Origin of the sequence: Klebsiella sp. LY, from assembly GCF_004010915.1 — a bacterium.
Taxonomy (GTDB): domain Bacteria; phylum Pseudomonadota; class Gammaproteobacteria; order Enterobacterales; family Enterobacteriaceae; genus Klebsiella; species Klebsiella quasipneumoniae.
In genome coordinates this window covers 2638673-2654926 of sequence record NZ_CP022444.1, presented here as the reverse complement: position 1 = coordinate 2654926, position 16254 = coordinate 2638673, and the positions used below count along the sequence as shown (strand labels likewise).

The window sequence follows — 16254 nt, the reverse complement described above, 5'->3', positions numbered from 1 at the left end:
TCAGGAGAAGTAGCTCAGCAGCGAGTTAATCACCGTCCGCTGGTTCACCACAGACAGATTGTAAAACAGCGGCAGGCGTACCAGGCGCTCGCTCTCCTGGGTGGTATAGCGGTCTTCACCGTGGAATTCGCCGAAGTGTTCGCCTGCCGGACAGCTGTGCAGAGGAATGTAATGGAATACCGCGAGGATCTCCGCCTCTTTCAGCCAGGCGATCAGCCTGCTGCGATCCTCGATATCGCGCAGCTTAATATAGAACATGTGCGCGTTTTGCCCGCAGTCGGCCGGGATCGTCGGCAGTTCGATACGTCCCGCGCGTGCCAGCGGCAGCAGGGCGTCATAGTAGTTCTGCCACAGCGCCAGGCGCTGTTGGTTGATGCGCTCCGCCGCTTCCAGCTGCGCCCACAGGTAGGCGGCCTGCAGGTCGGACATCAGATAGCTGGAGCCAATGTCCCGCCAGGTATATTTATCCACCAGGCCACGAAAGAACTGGCTACGGTTGGTGCCTTTTTCGCGAATGATCTCCGCGCGCTCCACCAGCGTGCGATCGTTGATGAGCGTCGCCCCGCCCTCACCGCCAGCGGTGTAGTTTTTGGTTTCATGGAAGCTGAAGCAGCCGATATGGCCGATGGTGCCCAGCGCACGCCCCTTGTAGGTGGACATCACCCCCTGCGCGGCATCTTCCACCACGAACAGGTTGTACTTGTCGGCGATGGCCATGATGATATCCATCTCGCAAGCTACGCCGGCATAATGCACCGGGACGATCGCCCGGGTTTTATCGGTGATAGCGGCTTCGATTAACGTTTCATCGATATTCATGGTATCGCGACGGATATCGACGAAGACGATTTTCGCCCCGCGCAGCACAAAAGCATTGGCGGTGGAGACAAAGGTATAGCTGGGCATAATCACTTCGTCGCCCGGCTGGATATCCAGCAGCAGCGCGGCCATCTCCAGCGAAGCCGTGCAGGAAGGGGTTAGCAGGGCCTTTGCCGTGCCAAAACGCTGCTCCATCCACTGCTGGCAGCGGCGCGTAAAGCCGCCGTCGCCGCACAGCTTGCCGCTGTTCATCGCAGACTGCATGTAATCAAGCTCGGTTCCAACCACCGGCGGCGCGTTAAATGGGATCATGAGGTCACCTGTATAGCCAGTAGGCGGTGCTTTCCACATTAGCACCGCTGAGAATATAACGTTTAAGCGCGGCGGTGTTGCCCATCTGGGTCGCCACCCGCAGTGTAGAAAGTCCGCGCGAAGCGGCCCAGTACCGCGCCGCCTGCATCAGCTGCGCCCCGGCGCCGCGTCCGGCCAGCAGGCCGATACGCGCCTCGCTGGCATTGAGCTGGCGCAGGGAGACAAAGGCGCGAATATCGCCCTCAGGATGACGGTAAATCAGGCACTGATGATCGAAGGTGCCGCGCACCGCATTTTCAATCCACTGGGCATAGAAGCGGCCGCTGGCATCGGCAGCGTACCAGGGCGCACGAAAGCGGCTCAGGGCAAAGGCCTGCGCCGCCAGCTCGCGCAGTGGCGCAATATCCGCCTCCACGGCGACGTCGGCGCCCGCATCCGCAGGGTTGCCCACCGGTAGCGCCAGATCGACCTCGCCTTCCACCAGCTGAAAACCCAGCTGCTGCAGCGCGTCGAGCCGGACGGTGTCGCTGGCGGCTACCTTCGCCTGCACCCGCGACCACCCCGCCAGCGCCTCAGGCGTCAGCAGCGGCGCACGCTCGTCAAAGTGAACGACGGCGCTGTTAACGGCAAAGAAGCGGTTCTCCCACTCCAGGGGATCAATACTGGCGCGGACGGGCACGGAGCAGATCCAGCAGATATTGGCCGTAGCCGGTTTTTTCCAGCCGCTTCGCCGCGCGTTTGACGCCGTCGTCGTCCAGCCAGCCGTTGCGCCAGCCGATCTCTTCCAGACAGGCGATTTTAAAGCCCTGACGCTTCTCGACGGTCTGCACAAACATGCTGGCCTCGATCAAGCTATCGTGGGTGCCGGTATCCAGCCACGCAAAGCCGCGTCCAAGCAGTTCGACGGTTAATGCGCCATCTTCAAGGTACATCTGGTTGATGGAGGTGATTTCCAGTTCGCCGCGCTCGGATGGCTTGACCCGTTTGGCGTACTCCGCCACCTTGCCATCGTAGAAATAGAGACCGGTGACCGCCCAGTTCGACTTCGGCTGCTTCGGCTTCTCTTCCAGCGACAGCGCGCGGAAGTTGTCATCAAACTCCACCACGCCAAAGCGTTCAGGATCCATCACCTGATAGCCAAAAATCGTCGCCCCTTCCGTGCGGGCAGCCACGCTGCGCAGCTTGGGGCTGAAGCTCTGGCCGAAGAAGATGTTGTCGCCTAACACCAGGCACGCCGGTTCACCGTTAAGAAAGGCTTCGCCGATGATAAACGCCTGGGCTAAACCATCCGGCGACGGCTGTACGGCATAGTGCAGCGCAATGCCAAACTCTGAACCATCGCCGAGCAGGCGCTGGAAATCGCGCAGATCGTCCGGCGTGGTGATGATCAGGATCTCACGGATCCCGGCCAGCATTAATACCGACAGCGGGTAGTAGATCATCGGCTTATCGTAGATCGGCAACAGCTGCTTCGACACGCCGCGGGTGATAGGATGCAGTCGCGTTCCGGACCCCCCCGCCAGAATAATACCTTTCATCATTCCCCCCAGAGATGATTAGCCTTGCAGCCCAAGACGCTCGCCCTGATAGCTACCGTCCTGAACCTGGCGCCACCATGTCTCGTTCGCCAGATACCACGCCACGGTCTTACGCATGCCGGAAGTGAAGGTCTCAGCCGGCGTCCAGCCCAGCTCACGGGCAATCTTCGAGGCATCAATGGCATAGCGCAGATCGTGGCCCGGGCGGTCGGCAACAAAGGCGATCAGGTCGCGATAGTGCGCCACGCCCTGCGGCTTATTCGGCGCCAGCGCTTCGAGCAATTCGCAAATGGTTTCCACCACCTCGATGTTTTTACGTTCGTTATGACCGCCGATATTGTAAGTCTCGCCCGGTTCGCCGCGGGTCGCCACCAGATATAGCGCCCTGGCGTGATCTTCCACGTACAGCCAGTCGCGGATCTGCTGTCCATTGCCATACACCGGCAGCGGCTTGCCCGCCAGCGCGTTGAGGATCGTCAGCGGGATCAGCTTCTCGGGGAAGTGATACGGGCCGTAGTTGTTCGAACAGTTGGTAATAAGCGTCGGCAGGCCATAGGTTCGCAGCCAGGCGCGCACCAGGTGGTCGCTGCTGGCTTTCGAGGCCGAATAGGGACTGCTTGGCGCATAGGGCGTAGTCTCGGTAAAGAAATCATCGCTGCCGTGCAGATCGCCATACACTTCATCGGTGGAGATGTGATGGAAGCGAAACGCCGATTTTTGCACCGTAGCCAGCGTATTCCACCAGCTACGGGCCGCCTCCAGCAGCGTATAGGTGCCCACGATATTGGTTTCAATAAACGCCGCCGGGCCGTCAATCGAACGATCGACATGGCTTTCCGCAGCCAGGTGCATCACTGTATCCGGTTGATACTGAACGAAAATACGATCAAGCTCGCCGCGGTCGCAAATATCCACCTGTTCAAAGGCGAAACGCGCATCCTGCGCCACCGTCGCCAGCGACATTAAATTGCCGGCGTAGGTCAGTTTATCCACCACCACCACGCGATCGGCGGTGTGCTGGATAATCTCCCGCACTACCGCCGAACCAATGAAGCCCGCGCCGCCGGTGACCAGAATGGTTCTCACCGCCACACTCCTTTGGTGTCGATGATATACGCCTGGGTGACGCTATCGCCGCTAACGGCTTTAAATTCCTGGTGATCGACCAGCATCACCAGCACATCGGCGCTGGCCAGCGCCGCATCGAGGGTCGCCAGCGTACACAGACCGTCGAGCTTCTTCGGCAGCGCGTGAATGTTGGGCTCAACCACCTGCGTCGTGCCGCTGTGCCAGCGGGCAATCTGCGCGGCAATTTCCATTGCCGGGCTTTCGCGCAGGTCGTCAATATTCGGCTTAAAGGCGAGGCCAAAACAGGCAATGGTCAGTTCGCTGGCCCGTTTGTTGGTGGCATTCAGGCAGTCCGCTACCTGCGCTTTCACCTGTTCGATAACCCATTCCGGCTTGTGGTCGTTAACCTCACGGGCCGTGCGGATCAGACGCGCCTGCTGCGGGTTCTGCGCCACGATAAACCACGGGTCGACGGCGATACAGTGGCCGCCGACGCCCGGACCCGGCTGCAGGATATTCACCCGAGGATGACGGTTCGCCAGGCGGATCAGCTCCCAGACGTTAATGCCCTGGTCAGCGCAAATCAGCGAAAGCTCGTTGGCAAAAGCGATGTTGACGTCGCGGAAGCTGTTTTCCGTCAGCTTGCACATCTCAGCGGTGCGCGAGTTGGTCACCACACATTCGCCTTCAAGGAAGATTTTATACAGCTCGCTGGCGCGAGCGGAGCAGACTGGCGACATGCCCCCGATAACGCGGTCGTTTTTAATCAGCTCGACCATCACCTGACCGGGCAATACCCGCTCCGGGCAGTAGGCGATATTCACGTCCGCCGCTTCACCCACCTGCTGGGGGAAGCTAAGATCCGGGCGCATCTCCGCCAGCCACTCAGCCATCTGTTCGGTCGACCCGACCGGCGAGGTGGACTCGAGGATCACCAGCGAGCCTTTCTTTAACGTTGGCGCAATGGATTTTGCCGCCGACTCGACAAACACCATATCCGGCTCGTGGCGATCTTTAAACGGCGTCGGCACGGCAATCAGGTAGGCATCCGCTGCCACCGGGGTGGTGGTGGCGCTTAAATACCCCTGCTCGACCGCGGTCTTCACCACGCTCGCCAGATCCGGCTCCACGATATGAATCTCTCCACGGTTAATGGTCTCCACGGCATGTTGATTGACATCAACGCCGACCACCCGCTTCTGCCGGGAGGCGAACGCGGCAGCGGTTGGCAGCCCGATATAGCCAAGGCCAATCACTGAAATGGTAGAAAAACTCATAGCGTTACCTGATTATTTTTAAGTGCAGACAAAATTCGACGACATGCTTCGCCATCGCCATAAGGATTATGTGCGCGGCTCATCACCTGGTATGCGGCATCATCCTCCAGCAGACGCGTCACTTCCGCGACGATGCGCTGGCTGTCAGTGCCCACCAGACACACGGTGCCGGCGGCCACCGCTTCCGGACGTTCGGTCATATCGCGCATGACCAGCACCGGTTTCCCCAGGGAAGGCGCCTCTTCCTGAATGCCACCGGAATCGGTCAGGATGAGCCAGGCCCGATCCATCAACCAGACGAACGGCAGGTAGTCCTGCGGTTCAATCAACATCACGTTGTCGATATGGCCGAGAATACGGTTCACCGGTTCGCTGACATTAGGATTCAGGTGAACCGGATAGACAATCTGCACCTCAGGGTGGGTATGGGCTATCTCCGCCAGCGCCTGGCAGATCTGCTCAAAACCGCGGCCGAAGCTTTCCCGCCGATGGCCGGTAACCAGAATCATTTTTTTACCGTGGCTAATGAAAGGGTAGCGCTGCAGCAAGGTCTCCCGTAGCGCTTCATCGCCCAGAACCCGATCGCGCACCCAGAACAGAGCATCGATGACGGTATTACCGGTCACCGTGATGCGACTGTCGGCAATGTTCTCCCGCAGGAGATTCTGCCGCGAGGTTTCCGTAGGGGCGAAGTGGTACGTCGCCAGATGCCCGGTCAACGTACGGTTGCCCTCTTCCGGCCACGGCGAACTTAAATCGCCGGTCCGCAGCCCCGCCTCTACATGGCCCACCGGTATGCGCTGGTAAAACGCCGCCAGGCTCGCCGCCATCGTGGTGGTGGTATCGCCATGCACCAGCACCACGTCGGGTTTAAACGACTCCAGGACCGGCTTCAGCCCCTCAAGAATACGGCAGGTGATCTCGGTGAGCCCCTGCCCCGGCTTCATGATGTTGAGATCGTAGTCCGGGGTGATGGAGAATAGTTTCAACACCTGATCGAGCATCTCCCGATGCTGCGCGGTCACGCATACTTTCGCCTCAAAATGAGGATCCTTTGCCAGCGCATGGACCAGAGGAGCCATCTTGATGGCTTCCGGCCTCGTGCCAAATACAGTTAGTACTTTCACATCGATTCTCTTCGATTAGGCGATGAAGGTCATCTGCCCTTCACCACAGGCCGCAATCACAGGACACGACGACGCGATAACGCCACGCCTGCGCCGATGAGCGCACCCACAATCCCCCACATCACCATCAGAAATACACGGCGCGGGCTATCGCGTTTTACAGGTTCTTCCGGCGTTCGCAAATACCGGTAAGTCTGAAAACGCGGGTCCAACGTTGGACCGACGTTCAACGTGCTCAGCATGGCGCGATTCTGGTCGTAATCGAGGTCATATTCCGGTCCGACGGCCTGCAGGTTTTCCAGTCTGGCCTGCAGCATCGGCCTGCCCAATAAAAATAGCTCTGAATCCGGCAACTGATCGGCAGGAACATCCGTTTCGCTGCGTGAGATGTTATGCTGCTGAGCGACCTTCAGCGCTTGCTCCACGCTGTGGGTCCGGCGGTTGAAAATAGCCTCGGCCACCTCCTCCTGGCGCTTCACCTGCGCCTTCATTTGCACCGTCCGCGCCGCCCAGGCGCCTTTGAGTTCGTCGTTAAGATGGCCGGCCGCCCGCTGGCTGGCGAAAGCCACATACTGGCGCAGCAAATTATTGGCATCCTGCCCGGTCTCGGCAGTCAGTTTGACGCTGTCATTGACGCTCTTGGCCGCATCGCCGGGCATAAACTGGATATTGTTAATCAAATCATCCAGCATCGCCGCATCGGCGCGAGCATTACCCGACTGGCGCTGCTTGTAGTAGTCCGTTTGCAGCCAGAAATCACGCCGGGTGTCCCAGGAGGCCAGCTGCATGATGAACTCTTTATACGCTTCATCCATGGCGGAAGGCTGATCCACCGAGGCCAGGTCGGCTTTGATATCCAGATTGCGTAAGAACTGCTGCTGGGAATAGTACCCCCCCAACATGTTGACAGTAGGCCGATCGGTGATCGCCGTGGCGCTCCACTCCTGGCGAGCAAAGAAGGTGTACACCAACACGATAGCGGCGAAGAGAACAGCGCCGCCGACTATCCAGCCTTTTCCTGCCCATAAAGCGCGAAACAGCCCGCGAATATCCAGCTCGTTCTCAACGTTCACTGCTTGTGCTCCCGGTAATGGTTGAGTCATCACATCCCCAGCTTTACTTGGTTAGTTTCGGATTATTGCCGCTGTGTCGCCGAATTCTGCGTCTGATGCGCTTAACCAGACGCGCCACTTTCCAGGCGCGCTTAATACAGTAGCCATAAAGGAAGAAGGCCACCAAAAAGAGAATTAACATCACCCATTCCGGCACAATGCGGGTATATTCCGCCGCGACGCCAACCAGCGCCAGCAGGGCAGCGGCCAGGGTAATCAGGACGAACGCCTGGCGGGAAGTAAACCCGGCGCGCATGATCAAATGATGAATATGCTGCCGGTCCGGTGAGAAAGGACTCATGCCTTTACGCAGGCGGCGATACATAATCGCCACCATATCCATCAACGGGATAGCGATAATCCACAGCGCAGTGACCGGGCTGATGGGATGCGTTTTACCTTGGGTGGTTTCCAGCAGGATCCAGATGATGGTGAAGCCAATCATGGTGCTGCCGGCGTCACCCATAAAAACTTTATAGCGGCGGCCGAGGGCGCCAAGATTAAGAAGAATATAGGGCAGAATGGCGGCGATCATCGCAAAACACCACATCGCCAGGCTGTACTGGCCATCAAACCAAAGGATGATCCCGGTCGCCGCAAAGGAGACCGATGACAGGCCGCCGAGCAGACCGTCAATCCCATCGACCATATTAAACGCATTGATGGCGGCCCAGACGGCAAACAGAGTAAGGAAGAAGCCGAAGGGCCCCAGCACCAGCTCCCACGAGCCAAAAATAAAGCCCAGACTACTCAGATGCAGATTCCCTGCCATCATCATAATCACGGCGATCGCGGCCTGAATGACCGCGCGAATTTTCACGCTGATGTCGAAGCGATCGTCCAGCGCACCAACCAGCACCAATACCCCCGCACAGGCCAGATACAGCGAGGCGTGAGGAATATAATAATCGGCGATAGCGAAGGTAAAACAGATGCCTGCATAAACTGAGATACCACCGACCAACGGAATCAACCCCTGATGCCGTTTGCGATAGTTTGGTTTATCCACTAACCCAATCTTTTTTGCCACTTTCCGCGCGACAAAAATAAAGAGGGTCGTGAATAAGAAAATACTGATTAATTCAGTAATAGCAGTGAGTAAATTCACAACGCATGTGCTCTCAGCATAGTTAATCCGGGAAGTATAGCGATGATGCCCCAACTCCAGAAGGGGAAAAGCAGAACATTACAAATTTATTGTATAGATTTTAGTCTGTTAAAGCTGTCTCCGCCTGCTGTCCGGCGCCATTATACGACAACTTTCGTCCCGCTTTCTCTGTCTCTGGATCATACAAATCCCAAAATGAAAACGCCACGCAAAGGCGTGGCGTTTTTGGCTTTTTTTACCTTACGAGCGCTTCATCATATCGAAGAAGTCATCATTCGTCTTAGTCATTGCCAGTTTATTAATGAGGAATTCCATCGCGTCGATCTCACCCATCGGATGGATAATTTTGCGCAGGATCCACATTTTCTGCAGCTCTTCCTGAGTGGTGAGCAGCTCTTCTTTACGCGTACCGGAACGGTTGTAATCGATAGCCGGGAAGACGCGTTTTTCAGCAATCTTACGAGAGAGGTGCAGCTCCATGTTACCGGTGCCTTTAAACTCTTCGTAGATAACTTCATCCATTTTGGAGCCAGTGTCGATCAGCGCCGTGGCGATGATGGTCAGGCTACCGCCCTCTTCAACGTTACGCGCCGCGCCGAAGAAACGCTTCGGACGGTGCAGGGCGTTAGCGTCCACACCACCGGTCAGCACTTTACCGGAAGCCGGGACCACAGTGTTGTAGGCACGCGCCAGACGGGTAATGGAGTCGAGCAGGATGATAACGTCTTTCTTGTGTTCAACCAGACGTTTCGCTTTCTCGATAACCATCTCAGCAACCTGAACGTGACGGGATGCCGGTTCGTCGAAGGTGGAAGCAACGACTTCACCTTTCACCAGACGCTGCATCTCGGTCACTTCTTCCGGACGTTCGTCGATCAGCAGCACCATCAGCACGCAGTCCGGATGGTTGTAAGCGATGCTCTGCGCGATGTTCTGCAGCAGCATGGTTTTACCGGCTTTCGGCGGCGCGACGATCAGACCACGCTGGCCGCGGCCAATCGGGGAAGCCAGATCCAGTACGCGAGCGGTTAAGTCTTCGGTAGAACCGTTACCACGCTCCATACGCAGACGAGAATTCGCGTGCAGCGGCGTTAAGTTCTCGAACAGGATCTTGTTACGGGCGTTTTCCGGCTTGTCGTAGTTAACTTCGTTAACTTTCAGCAGCGCAAAGTAACGCTCACCCTCTTTCGGAGGACGAATCTTACCGGAAATGGTGTCACCAGTGCGGAGGTTGAAACGGCGGATTTGGCTGGGGGATACGTAGATGTCGTCAGGGCCGGCGAGGTAGGAGCTGTCTGCGGAGCGGAGGAATCCAAATCCATCCTGCAGTATCTCCAGTACGCCGTCGCCAAAGATATCTTCGCCACTCTTCGAATGCTGCTTGAGGATGGCAAAAATAATATCCTGCTTACGCATACGAGCCAGATTTTCCAGCCCCATATTTTCGCCGAGAGTAATCAGCTCAGAAACCGGCGTATTCTTTAATTCGGTAAGATTCATAGTGGTGTGGGTTCTTAAACTCGGGGTAAATCTCGAACTTAATGTTGTGAATGGTATGGCAGGAACTTCCATGCCTGTTAACGGCCTTCATCTCGTGTCTGTACGTTGCCTGGTCACAGGAAAGAACGCAGAACTGAAACGACTAGACGGAATGAGTGAAAAGCCCGGAATTAATAGCTTCACGCGCATTTTTTTGCGGGATGCTTCGGGTAAAACAAGATTCAAACAAGGTATGTTTAAAACGAAGTCTGTGGATTAACTTAGCACGACTCCAGCCGGGCGTCCAGAGTTCCGCAAAAAATAGGAATCTGGACGCCGGAACAGCAATTCGCTTACGCCAGGTTGGCGTCGAGGAACTCTTTCAGCTGACCCTTGGACAGGGCGCCAACTTTGGTGGCCGCCACTTCGCCGTTTTTGAACAGCAGCAGGGTTGGGATGCCGCGAATGCCGTACTTCGGCGCGGTACCCGGGTTCTGGTCGATGTTCAGCTTAGCTACGGTCAGTTTGCCCTGATACTCTTCAGCGATCTCATCCAGAATCGGGGCGATCATTTTGCACGGACCACACCACTCTGCCCAGAAATCGACGAGGGTCAGCCCGTCAGCCTTGAGTACGTCCGTGTCAAAACTGTCGTCAGTCAGGTGAATAATTTTATCGCTCATATTTAACTCCACAGGAATAAGCCTGGTGTGTTGGTGTCGTAGCCATCAACGACGCGCTGCAGCTACGTTATGCACGCTATTCTTCAGGATACCTCAATTCTCTGGTCTGCCAACTGGCGCGATCCATCATGGACCCACCTTTTGACGCCAGGGTTGCCCGAACGCGAACTGCATGCTGCAGATTTATCGCTCCCGACTCGCTTAGTGGTCTAAGCTATCCTGGATTCGTTCAGTTACCGTAGACGTACCTTGAATAATTTCGCACACCGCCAACGAAAGGTTGACGTTATTTCACCGGATACGCTTTCTTAATGCAATAGTTAGCTGATATTCTACCACACTATGAGCAAAACACATTTAACAGAACAGAAGTTTTCCGACTTCGCCCTGCACCCGGCAGTCATTGAAGCCCTTGAAAAGAAAGGGTTTCATAATTGCACACCTATTCAGGCCCTCGCCCTTCCGCTGACGCTGGAAGGCCGCGATGTCGCCGGGCAGGCGCAAACCGGTACCGGTAAAACGATGGCGTTCCTGACGTCGACGTTTCATTATCTTCTCTCTCACCCGGCTATCGCCGATCGCCAGGTAAACCAGCCGCGCGCGCTGATTATGGCGCCGACGCGTGAACTGGCGGTACAGATCCACGCGGACGCTGAACCGCTGGCGCAGGCCACCGGTCTGAAGCTGGGTCTGGCTTACGGCGGCGACGGCTACGATAAGCAGCTGAAAGTGCTGGAAAGCGGCGTCGATATTCTGATCGGCACCACCGGTCGTCTGATCGATTACGCGAAGCAAAACCACATTAACCTCGGCGCCATTCAGGTCGTCGTGCTGGACGAAGCCGATCGCATGTACGATCTCGGCTTTATTAAAGATATCCGCTGGCTATTCCGCCGCATGCCGCCGGCCACTCAGCGTCTGAACATGCTGTTCTCCGCGACCCTTTCCTATCGCGTACGCGAACTGGCGTTCGAACAAATGAACAACGCCGAGTACGTTGAAGTCGAGCCGGAACAGAAAACGGGCCACCGTATTAAAGAAGAGCTCTTCTACCCGTCCAACGAAGAAAAAATGCGCCTGCTGCAGACGCTGCTGGAAGAAGAGTGGCCCGATCGCGCCATCGTCTTCGCCAATACCAAGCATCGTTGTGAAGATATCTGGGGCCATCTCGCCGCCGACGGCCATCGCGTAGGTCTGCTGACCGGCGACGTGGCGCAGAAAAAACGTCTGCGTATTCTCGAAGAATTTACCCGCGGCGACCTCGATATCCTGGTCGCGACTGACGTTGCCGCTCGTGGCTTGCACATTCCGGCCGTGACCCACGTATTTAACTACGATCTACCAGACGATTGCGAAGATTACGTTCACCGCATTGGCCGTACCGGTCGCGCTGGCGCAAGCGGTCACTCCATCAGCCTCGCCTGCGAAGAGTATGCGCTGAACATGCCGGCTATCGAAACCTATATTGGTCACTCAATTCCGGTCAGCAAGTACAACCCGGACGCGCTGATGACCGATCTGCCGAAGCCGCTGCGCCTGACCCGTGCTCGCCCAGGCAACGGCCCGCGCCGCAACGGTCCACCGCGCAATCGTCGTCGTTCAGGTTAAGAAATCTATGCTATACGCTCAATCATTCAGAATGTGCCAGGGCGCGCTTCCCCGGCAACCCGCTCAGTTACACGGATTGGGCACAAGCGCCCCGTCGACCAGGGAGCCTTCTGAACGATGAAGAGCATGAGCTCCACCTCGCTGTATGCCGCCATTGATTTGGGCTCCAACAGTTTTCATATGTTGGTGGTGCGCGAGGTGGCTGGCAGTATCCAGACGCTGAGCCGCATTAAGCGCAAAGTCCGTCTTGCCGCCGGCCTGAATAGCGACAACACGCTCTCCGCAGAAGCGATGGAGCGCGGCTGGCAGTGCTTACGCCTGTTTGCCGAACGCCTGCAGGATATTCCGCCGGCGCAAATCCGCGTCGTGGCCACCGCCACGCTGCGTCTTGCCGTCAATGCCGGCGAATTTCTGGCGAAAGCGCAGGAGATCCTCGGCAGTCCGGTACAGGTCATTAGTGGCGAAGAAGAAGCGCGTCTGATTTATCAGGGGGTCGCCCACACCACCGGCGGCGCCGATCAGCGTCTGGTGGTCGATATCGGCGGCGCCAGCACCGAACTGGTGACCGGAACCGGCGCGCAAACGACCTCGCTATTTAGCCTGTCGATGGGCTGTGTGACCTGGCTTGAACGCTATTTCGCCGATCGCAGCCTGACGAAAGAAAATTTCGATCTTGCCGAGGCGGCCGCGCGTGAGGTGCTGCTGCCCGTCGCCGATGTGCTGCGCTATCACGGATGGAAAGTGTGCGTTGGCGCCTCCGGCACCGTTCAGGCTCTGCAGGAAATTATGATGGCGCAGGGGATGGATGAGCGGATCACCCTGACCAAACTCCAGCAGCTTAAACAGCGCGCCATTCAGTGCGGACGCCTGGAAGAGCTGGAGATCGAAGGCTTAACCCTTGAGCGAGCGCTGGTGTTTCCAAGCGGGCTGGCGATCCTTATCGCTATCTTCAGCGAACTGAATATTCAGTGTATGACCCTCGCGGGCGGCGCGTTACGTGAAGGTCTGGTGTACGGCATGCTGCATCTCTCCGTTGAACAGGACATCCGCAGCCGCACTCTGCGTAATATTCAGCGTCGTTTTATGATCGACACCGAACAGGCCCAGCGCGTCGCTGGTCTCGCCAGCCACCTGCTCAGCCAGCTGGACGGCAGCTGGGAGCTGGATCCGCTAAGCCGCGACTTGCTCCTCAGCGCCTGTGCATTGCATGAAATTGGCCTGAGCGTGGATTTTAAGCGCGCGCCGCAGCACGCGGCCTATCTGGTCAATAATCTCGACCTGCCCGGCTTTACCCCGGCGCAGAAGAAGCTGATTGCGACGCTGTTGCTTAACCAGACTAACGCCATCGACCTCTCATCGCTTCATCAGCAGAATGCCGTCCCGCCGCGAGTTGCCGAACATCTTTGTCGCCTGCTGCGACTGGCGATCCTCTTTGCCAGCCGGCGGCGTGACGATTTGCTGCCCGCCATCAATCTTGTGGCCGATGATGAAAAACTGTCCCTGACGCTGCCGGAAAACTGGCTGGATAATCACCCGCTTGGGGCTGAGCTGATCGAACAGGAATGCCAGTGGCAGAGCTATGTGCACTGGGTGCTTGAGGTGAAGTAATACGCTGAACATTGCCGGGCGGCGGCTTCGCCTTACCCGGCCAGCTTATCGCTATCCTTTCTCTTTAGCTTTTGCCAGCATGGCGCGAATGTTCGCCACGTTAGCCTGTCCTTTATGCATTCGCTCTTCAGCGGTAATCACTTTGCGCGCCTGCTCCCAAATCAGATCGTCCTGGGGTAGCTCCAGCAGAAAACGGCTCGGTTCCGGGCGCACCACCTCACCATACTGCCGGCGCTCCTTACAGAGCGTAAAGGTCAGCTCTTTCTGCGCGCGGGTGATGCCCACGTAGGCTAACCGGCGCTCTTCATCGACATTATCTTCATCAATGCTGCTCTGGTGCGGGAGCAATCCCTCTTCCATTCCCACCAGGTAAACATACGGGAACTCCAGCCCTTTTGAGGCATGAAGGGTCATCAGCTGCACCTGATCCAGCTCTTCATCCGATTCACCGCGCTCCATCATGTCGCGCAGCGTAAAGCGGGTGACCACCTGCGTCAGGGTCATTGGCTCATCGATTTCGCTGCCTTCCAGCATCTCGGTCATCCAGGTGAACAGCTGGTTGACGTTTTTCATGCGCATTTCTGCGGCCTTCGGGCTGGGCGAGGTTTCATACAGCCAGGATTCGTAGTCAATTCCGCGGATTAAGTCGCGCACGGCGTTAACCGGCTCGCGTTCGGCCAGCTGCTGGATCTCACGCAGCCAGTGGGTGAAGCGGGTGAGTGATTCATACCCGCGCCCGGTCAGCGTCTGGCTGAGACCCATATCAAAGCTGGCGGTGAACAATCCTTTGTTGCGGCCCATCGCCCACTCACCGAGCTTTTGCAGCGTCGCCGGGCCGATCTCGCGCTTCGGTGTATTCACGATACGCAGGAAGGCGCTGTCGTCGTCCGGGTTGGTCAGCACGCGCAGATAGGCCAGCAGATCTTTAATTTCCGGGCGCGAGAAGAACGACGTGCCGCCGGAGATTTTGTACGGGATGCGGTTCTGCATCAGCATCTTTTCAAAGACCCGCGACTGGTGATTGCCGCGATAAAGGATCGCGTAGTCTTTGTAATTGGTTTTATTAATGAAGTGGTGGGCGATCAGCTCCCCGGCCACGCGCTCCGCTTCATGATCTTCATTGTTGGCGGAGAGCACTTTCAGCTCAGCGCCATATCCCAGCTCAGAGAACAGCCGCTTTTCAAAAACGTGCGGGTTATTGGCGATCAGAATGTTAGCGGCTTTCAGAATACGCCCGGAGGAGCGATAGTTCTGCTCAAGCTTGATAACCTGCAGCGCCGGGAAGTCCTGGCTGAGCAGCACCAGGTTCTGCGGCCGCGCGCCGCGCCACGAGTAGATCGACTGGTCATCGTCGCCTACCACGGTAAAACGCGCCCGCTGGCCCACCAGCAGCTTCACCAGCTCATACTGGCTGGTGTTGGTATCCTGATACTCATCCACCAGCAGGTAGCGGATCTTATTCTGCCAGCGTTCGCGCACCTCCTCGTTGCGCTGCAGCAGCAGCGTCGGCAGCAGGATCAGATCGTCAAAATCGAGGACATTGCAGGCCTTCATATGCGCATCGTACAGCCCATAGCAGTGGGCGAAGATGCGATCCCGTTCGCCTTTCGCACCCGCGGCGGCCTGCGCCGGGGTTTTCAGATCGTTTTTCCAGTTGGAGATCGTCGAGATCAACTGCTGGAGCACCACTTTGTCATCTTCGATCAACCCTTCGGTCAGCTCTTTGAGCAGCGCCACCTGGTCAGTATCGTCGAATAAGGAGAAGTTAGACTTCATGCCCAGCGCGGCGTATTCCCGCTTGATGATATCCAGCCCCAGAGTGTGGAAGGTGGAGATCATCAGCCCGCGCGCCTCTTTGCGCCCCAGCGTTTGCCCAACGCGCTCTTTCATCTCGCGCGCGGCTTTGTTGGTAAAGGTCACAGCCGCGATATGGCGCGCCTGATAGCCGCAGCCGCGGATCAGGTGGGCGATTTTATTGGTGATCACGCGGGTCTTACCGGAGCCGGCGCCCGCCAGCACCAGGCAAGGTCCGGTTACAAATTCGACGGCTTGTTGTTGGCCAGGGTTTAAACGCATGGGAGTCTTGCTCAATCTTCGAACGGGGTGGGGATTGTAGCAGAAAGCGGAGCCGAGATTTACCGACTGATGGTAAAGTGAAGAAATCGCGATTAACCCGTAGAGCAGAACCATGAAAAAGACCGCAGCAGCCCTGCATATCCTGGTCAAAGAAGAGAAACTGGCCCAGGAGATCCTTGCCAAACTGGAACGCGGCATCAGCTTCGATCATCTGGCGAAGCGCTATTCGAAATGCCCGTCCGGGCGTAACGGCGGCGATCTGGGGGAGTTTCAGCAAGGCGCGATGGTCGGCCCATTCGATCAGGCGGTCTTTAGCTGCCCACTTCTCAAGCCCTACGGTCCGGTAAAAACCAAATTTGGCTACCATATCATTAAGGTGCTTTATCGCCGCTGACGCGTGGTATATTGCGCCCCGATTTATCTCAACCTATTCAAGGCA

Annotated in this window: 14 protein-coding genes; 3 read left to right on the top strand and 11 right to left on the bottom strand. The window is 57.1% G+C overall.

Annotated features, from left to right (window positions below):
- The 10 genes from rffA to trxA form a co-directional block, all read right to left on the bottom strand.
- Window positions 1-1131 (bottom strand): dTDP-4-amino-4,6-dideoxygalactose transaminase, encoded by a 1131-nt coding sequence (gene rffA / locus CE636_RS15860; RefSeq protein WP_004886831.1) that lies wholly within the window; start codon window positions 1129-1131, stop codon window positions 1-3.
- A gap of 4 nt (window positions 1132-1135) precedes the next feature.
- The gene (gene rffC, locus CE636_RS15855; RefSeq protein ID WP_017899406.1) at window positions 1136-1810 is read right to left on the bottom strand and encodes a dTDP-4-amino-4,6-dideoxy-D-galactose acyltransferase; all 675 of its coding nucleotides are present in this window, start codon (window positions 1808-1810) and stop codon (window positions 1136-1138) included.
- Complete coding sequence (rfbA, locus tag CE636_RS15850) at window positions 1788-2669, bottom strand: glucose-1-phosphate thymidylyltransferase RfbA (protein ID WP_004886836.1); 882 nt, start codon at window positions 2667-2669, stop codon at window positions 1788-1790. Before rfbA ends, rffC begins: the two co-directional genes overlap by 23 nt.
- Before the next feature lie 18 nt (window positions 2670-2687).
- Window positions 2688-3755, bottom strand: coding sequence for a dTDP-glucose 4,6-dehydratase (gene rffG / locus CE636_RS15845; protein ID WP_017899407.1), 1068 nt, complete (start codon window positions 3753-3755; stop codon window positions 2688-2690).
- On the bottom strand, window positions 3752-5014 hold the full coding sequence (gene wecC / locus CE636_RS15840) for a UDP-N-acetyl-D-mannosamine dehydrogenase (protein ID WP_017899408.1): 1263 nt from the start codon (window positions 5012-5014) through the stop codon (window positions 3752-3754). Before wecC ends, rffG begins: the two co-directional genes overlap by 4 nt.
- A complete protein-coding gene (gene wecB / locus CE636_RS15835) occupies window positions 5011-6141 on the bottom strand; it encodes a non-hydrolyzing UDP-N-acetylglucosamine 2-epimerase (RefSeq protein WP_017899409.1) in 1131 nt (376 codons plus the stop codon). Before wecB ends, wecC begins: the two co-directional genes overlap by 4 nt.
- A 56-nt stretch (window positions 6142-6197) precedes the next feature.
- The gene (wzzE, locus tag CE636_RS15830; protein ID WP_004886846.1) at window positions 6198-7244 is read right to left on the bottom strand and encodes an ECA polysaccharide chain length modulation protein; all 1047 of its coding nucleotides are present in this window, start codon (window positions 7242-7244) and stop codon (window positions 6198-6200) included.
- Between the two features lie 13 nt (window positions 7245-7257).
- A complete protein-coding gene (gene wecA, locus CE636_RS15825) occupies window positions 7258-8361 on the bottom strand; it encodes a UDP-N-acetylglucosamine--undecaprenyl-phosphate N-acetylglucosaminephosphotransferase (protein ID WP_004886849.1) in 1104 nt (367 codons plus the stop codon).
- Window positions 8362-8601: 240 nt separating this feature from the next.
- Window positions 8602-9861 carry a transcription termination factor Rho gene (gene rho, locus CE636_RS15820; RefSeq protein WP_002883293.1) on the bottom strand — a complete coding sequence of 420 codons (1260 nt, stop codon included), beginning with the start codon at window positions 9859-9861 and terminating at the stop codon, window positions 8602-8604.
- 332 nt (window positions 9862-10193) lie between these two features.
- Window positions 10194-10523 (bottom strand): thioredoxin TrxA, encoded by a 330-nt coding sequence (trxA, locus tag CE636_RS15810; protein WP_002883224.1) that lies wholly within the window; start codon window positions 10521-10523, stop codon window positions 10194-10196.
- Window positions 10524-10865: 342 nt separating this feature from the next.
- Between trxA and rhlB the strand changes: the two genes are divergently transcribed.
- Window positions 10866-12131 (top strand): ATP-dependent RNA helicase RhlB, encoded by a 1266-nt coding sequence (gene rhlB, locus CE636_RS15805; protein WP_017899411.1) that lies wholly within the window; start codon window positions 10866-10868, stop codon window positions 12129-12131.
- Between the two features lie 117 nt (window positions 12132-12248).
- Window positions 12249-13739, top strand: coding sequence for a guanosine-5'-triphosphate,3'-diphosphate diphosphatase (gene gppA, locus CE636_RS15795; RefSeq protein WP_023319439.1), 1491 nt, complete (start codon window positions 12249-12251; stop codon window positions 13737-13739).
- A gap of 51 nt (window positions 13740-13790) precedes the next feature.
- Here gppA and rep read toward each other — a convergent pair whose 3' ends face one another.
- Window positions 13791-15815, bottom strand: coding sequence for a DNA helicase Rep (gene rep, locus CE636_RS15790; protein WP_004886858.1), 2025 nt, complete (start codon window positions 15813-15815; stop codon window positions 13791-13793).
- Between the two features lie 112 nt (window positions 15816-15927).
- Here rep and ppiC point away from each other — a divergent pair, with 112 nt between their 5' ends.
- The gene (gene ppiC, locus CE636_RS15785; RefSeq protein ID WP_004886860.1) at window positions 15928-16209 is read left to right on the top strand and encodes a peptidylprolyl isomerase PpiC; all 282 of its coding nucleotides are present in this window, start codon (window positions 15928-15930) and stop codon (window positions 16207-16209) included.
- Window positions 16210-16254 lie beyond the last annotated feature (45 nt).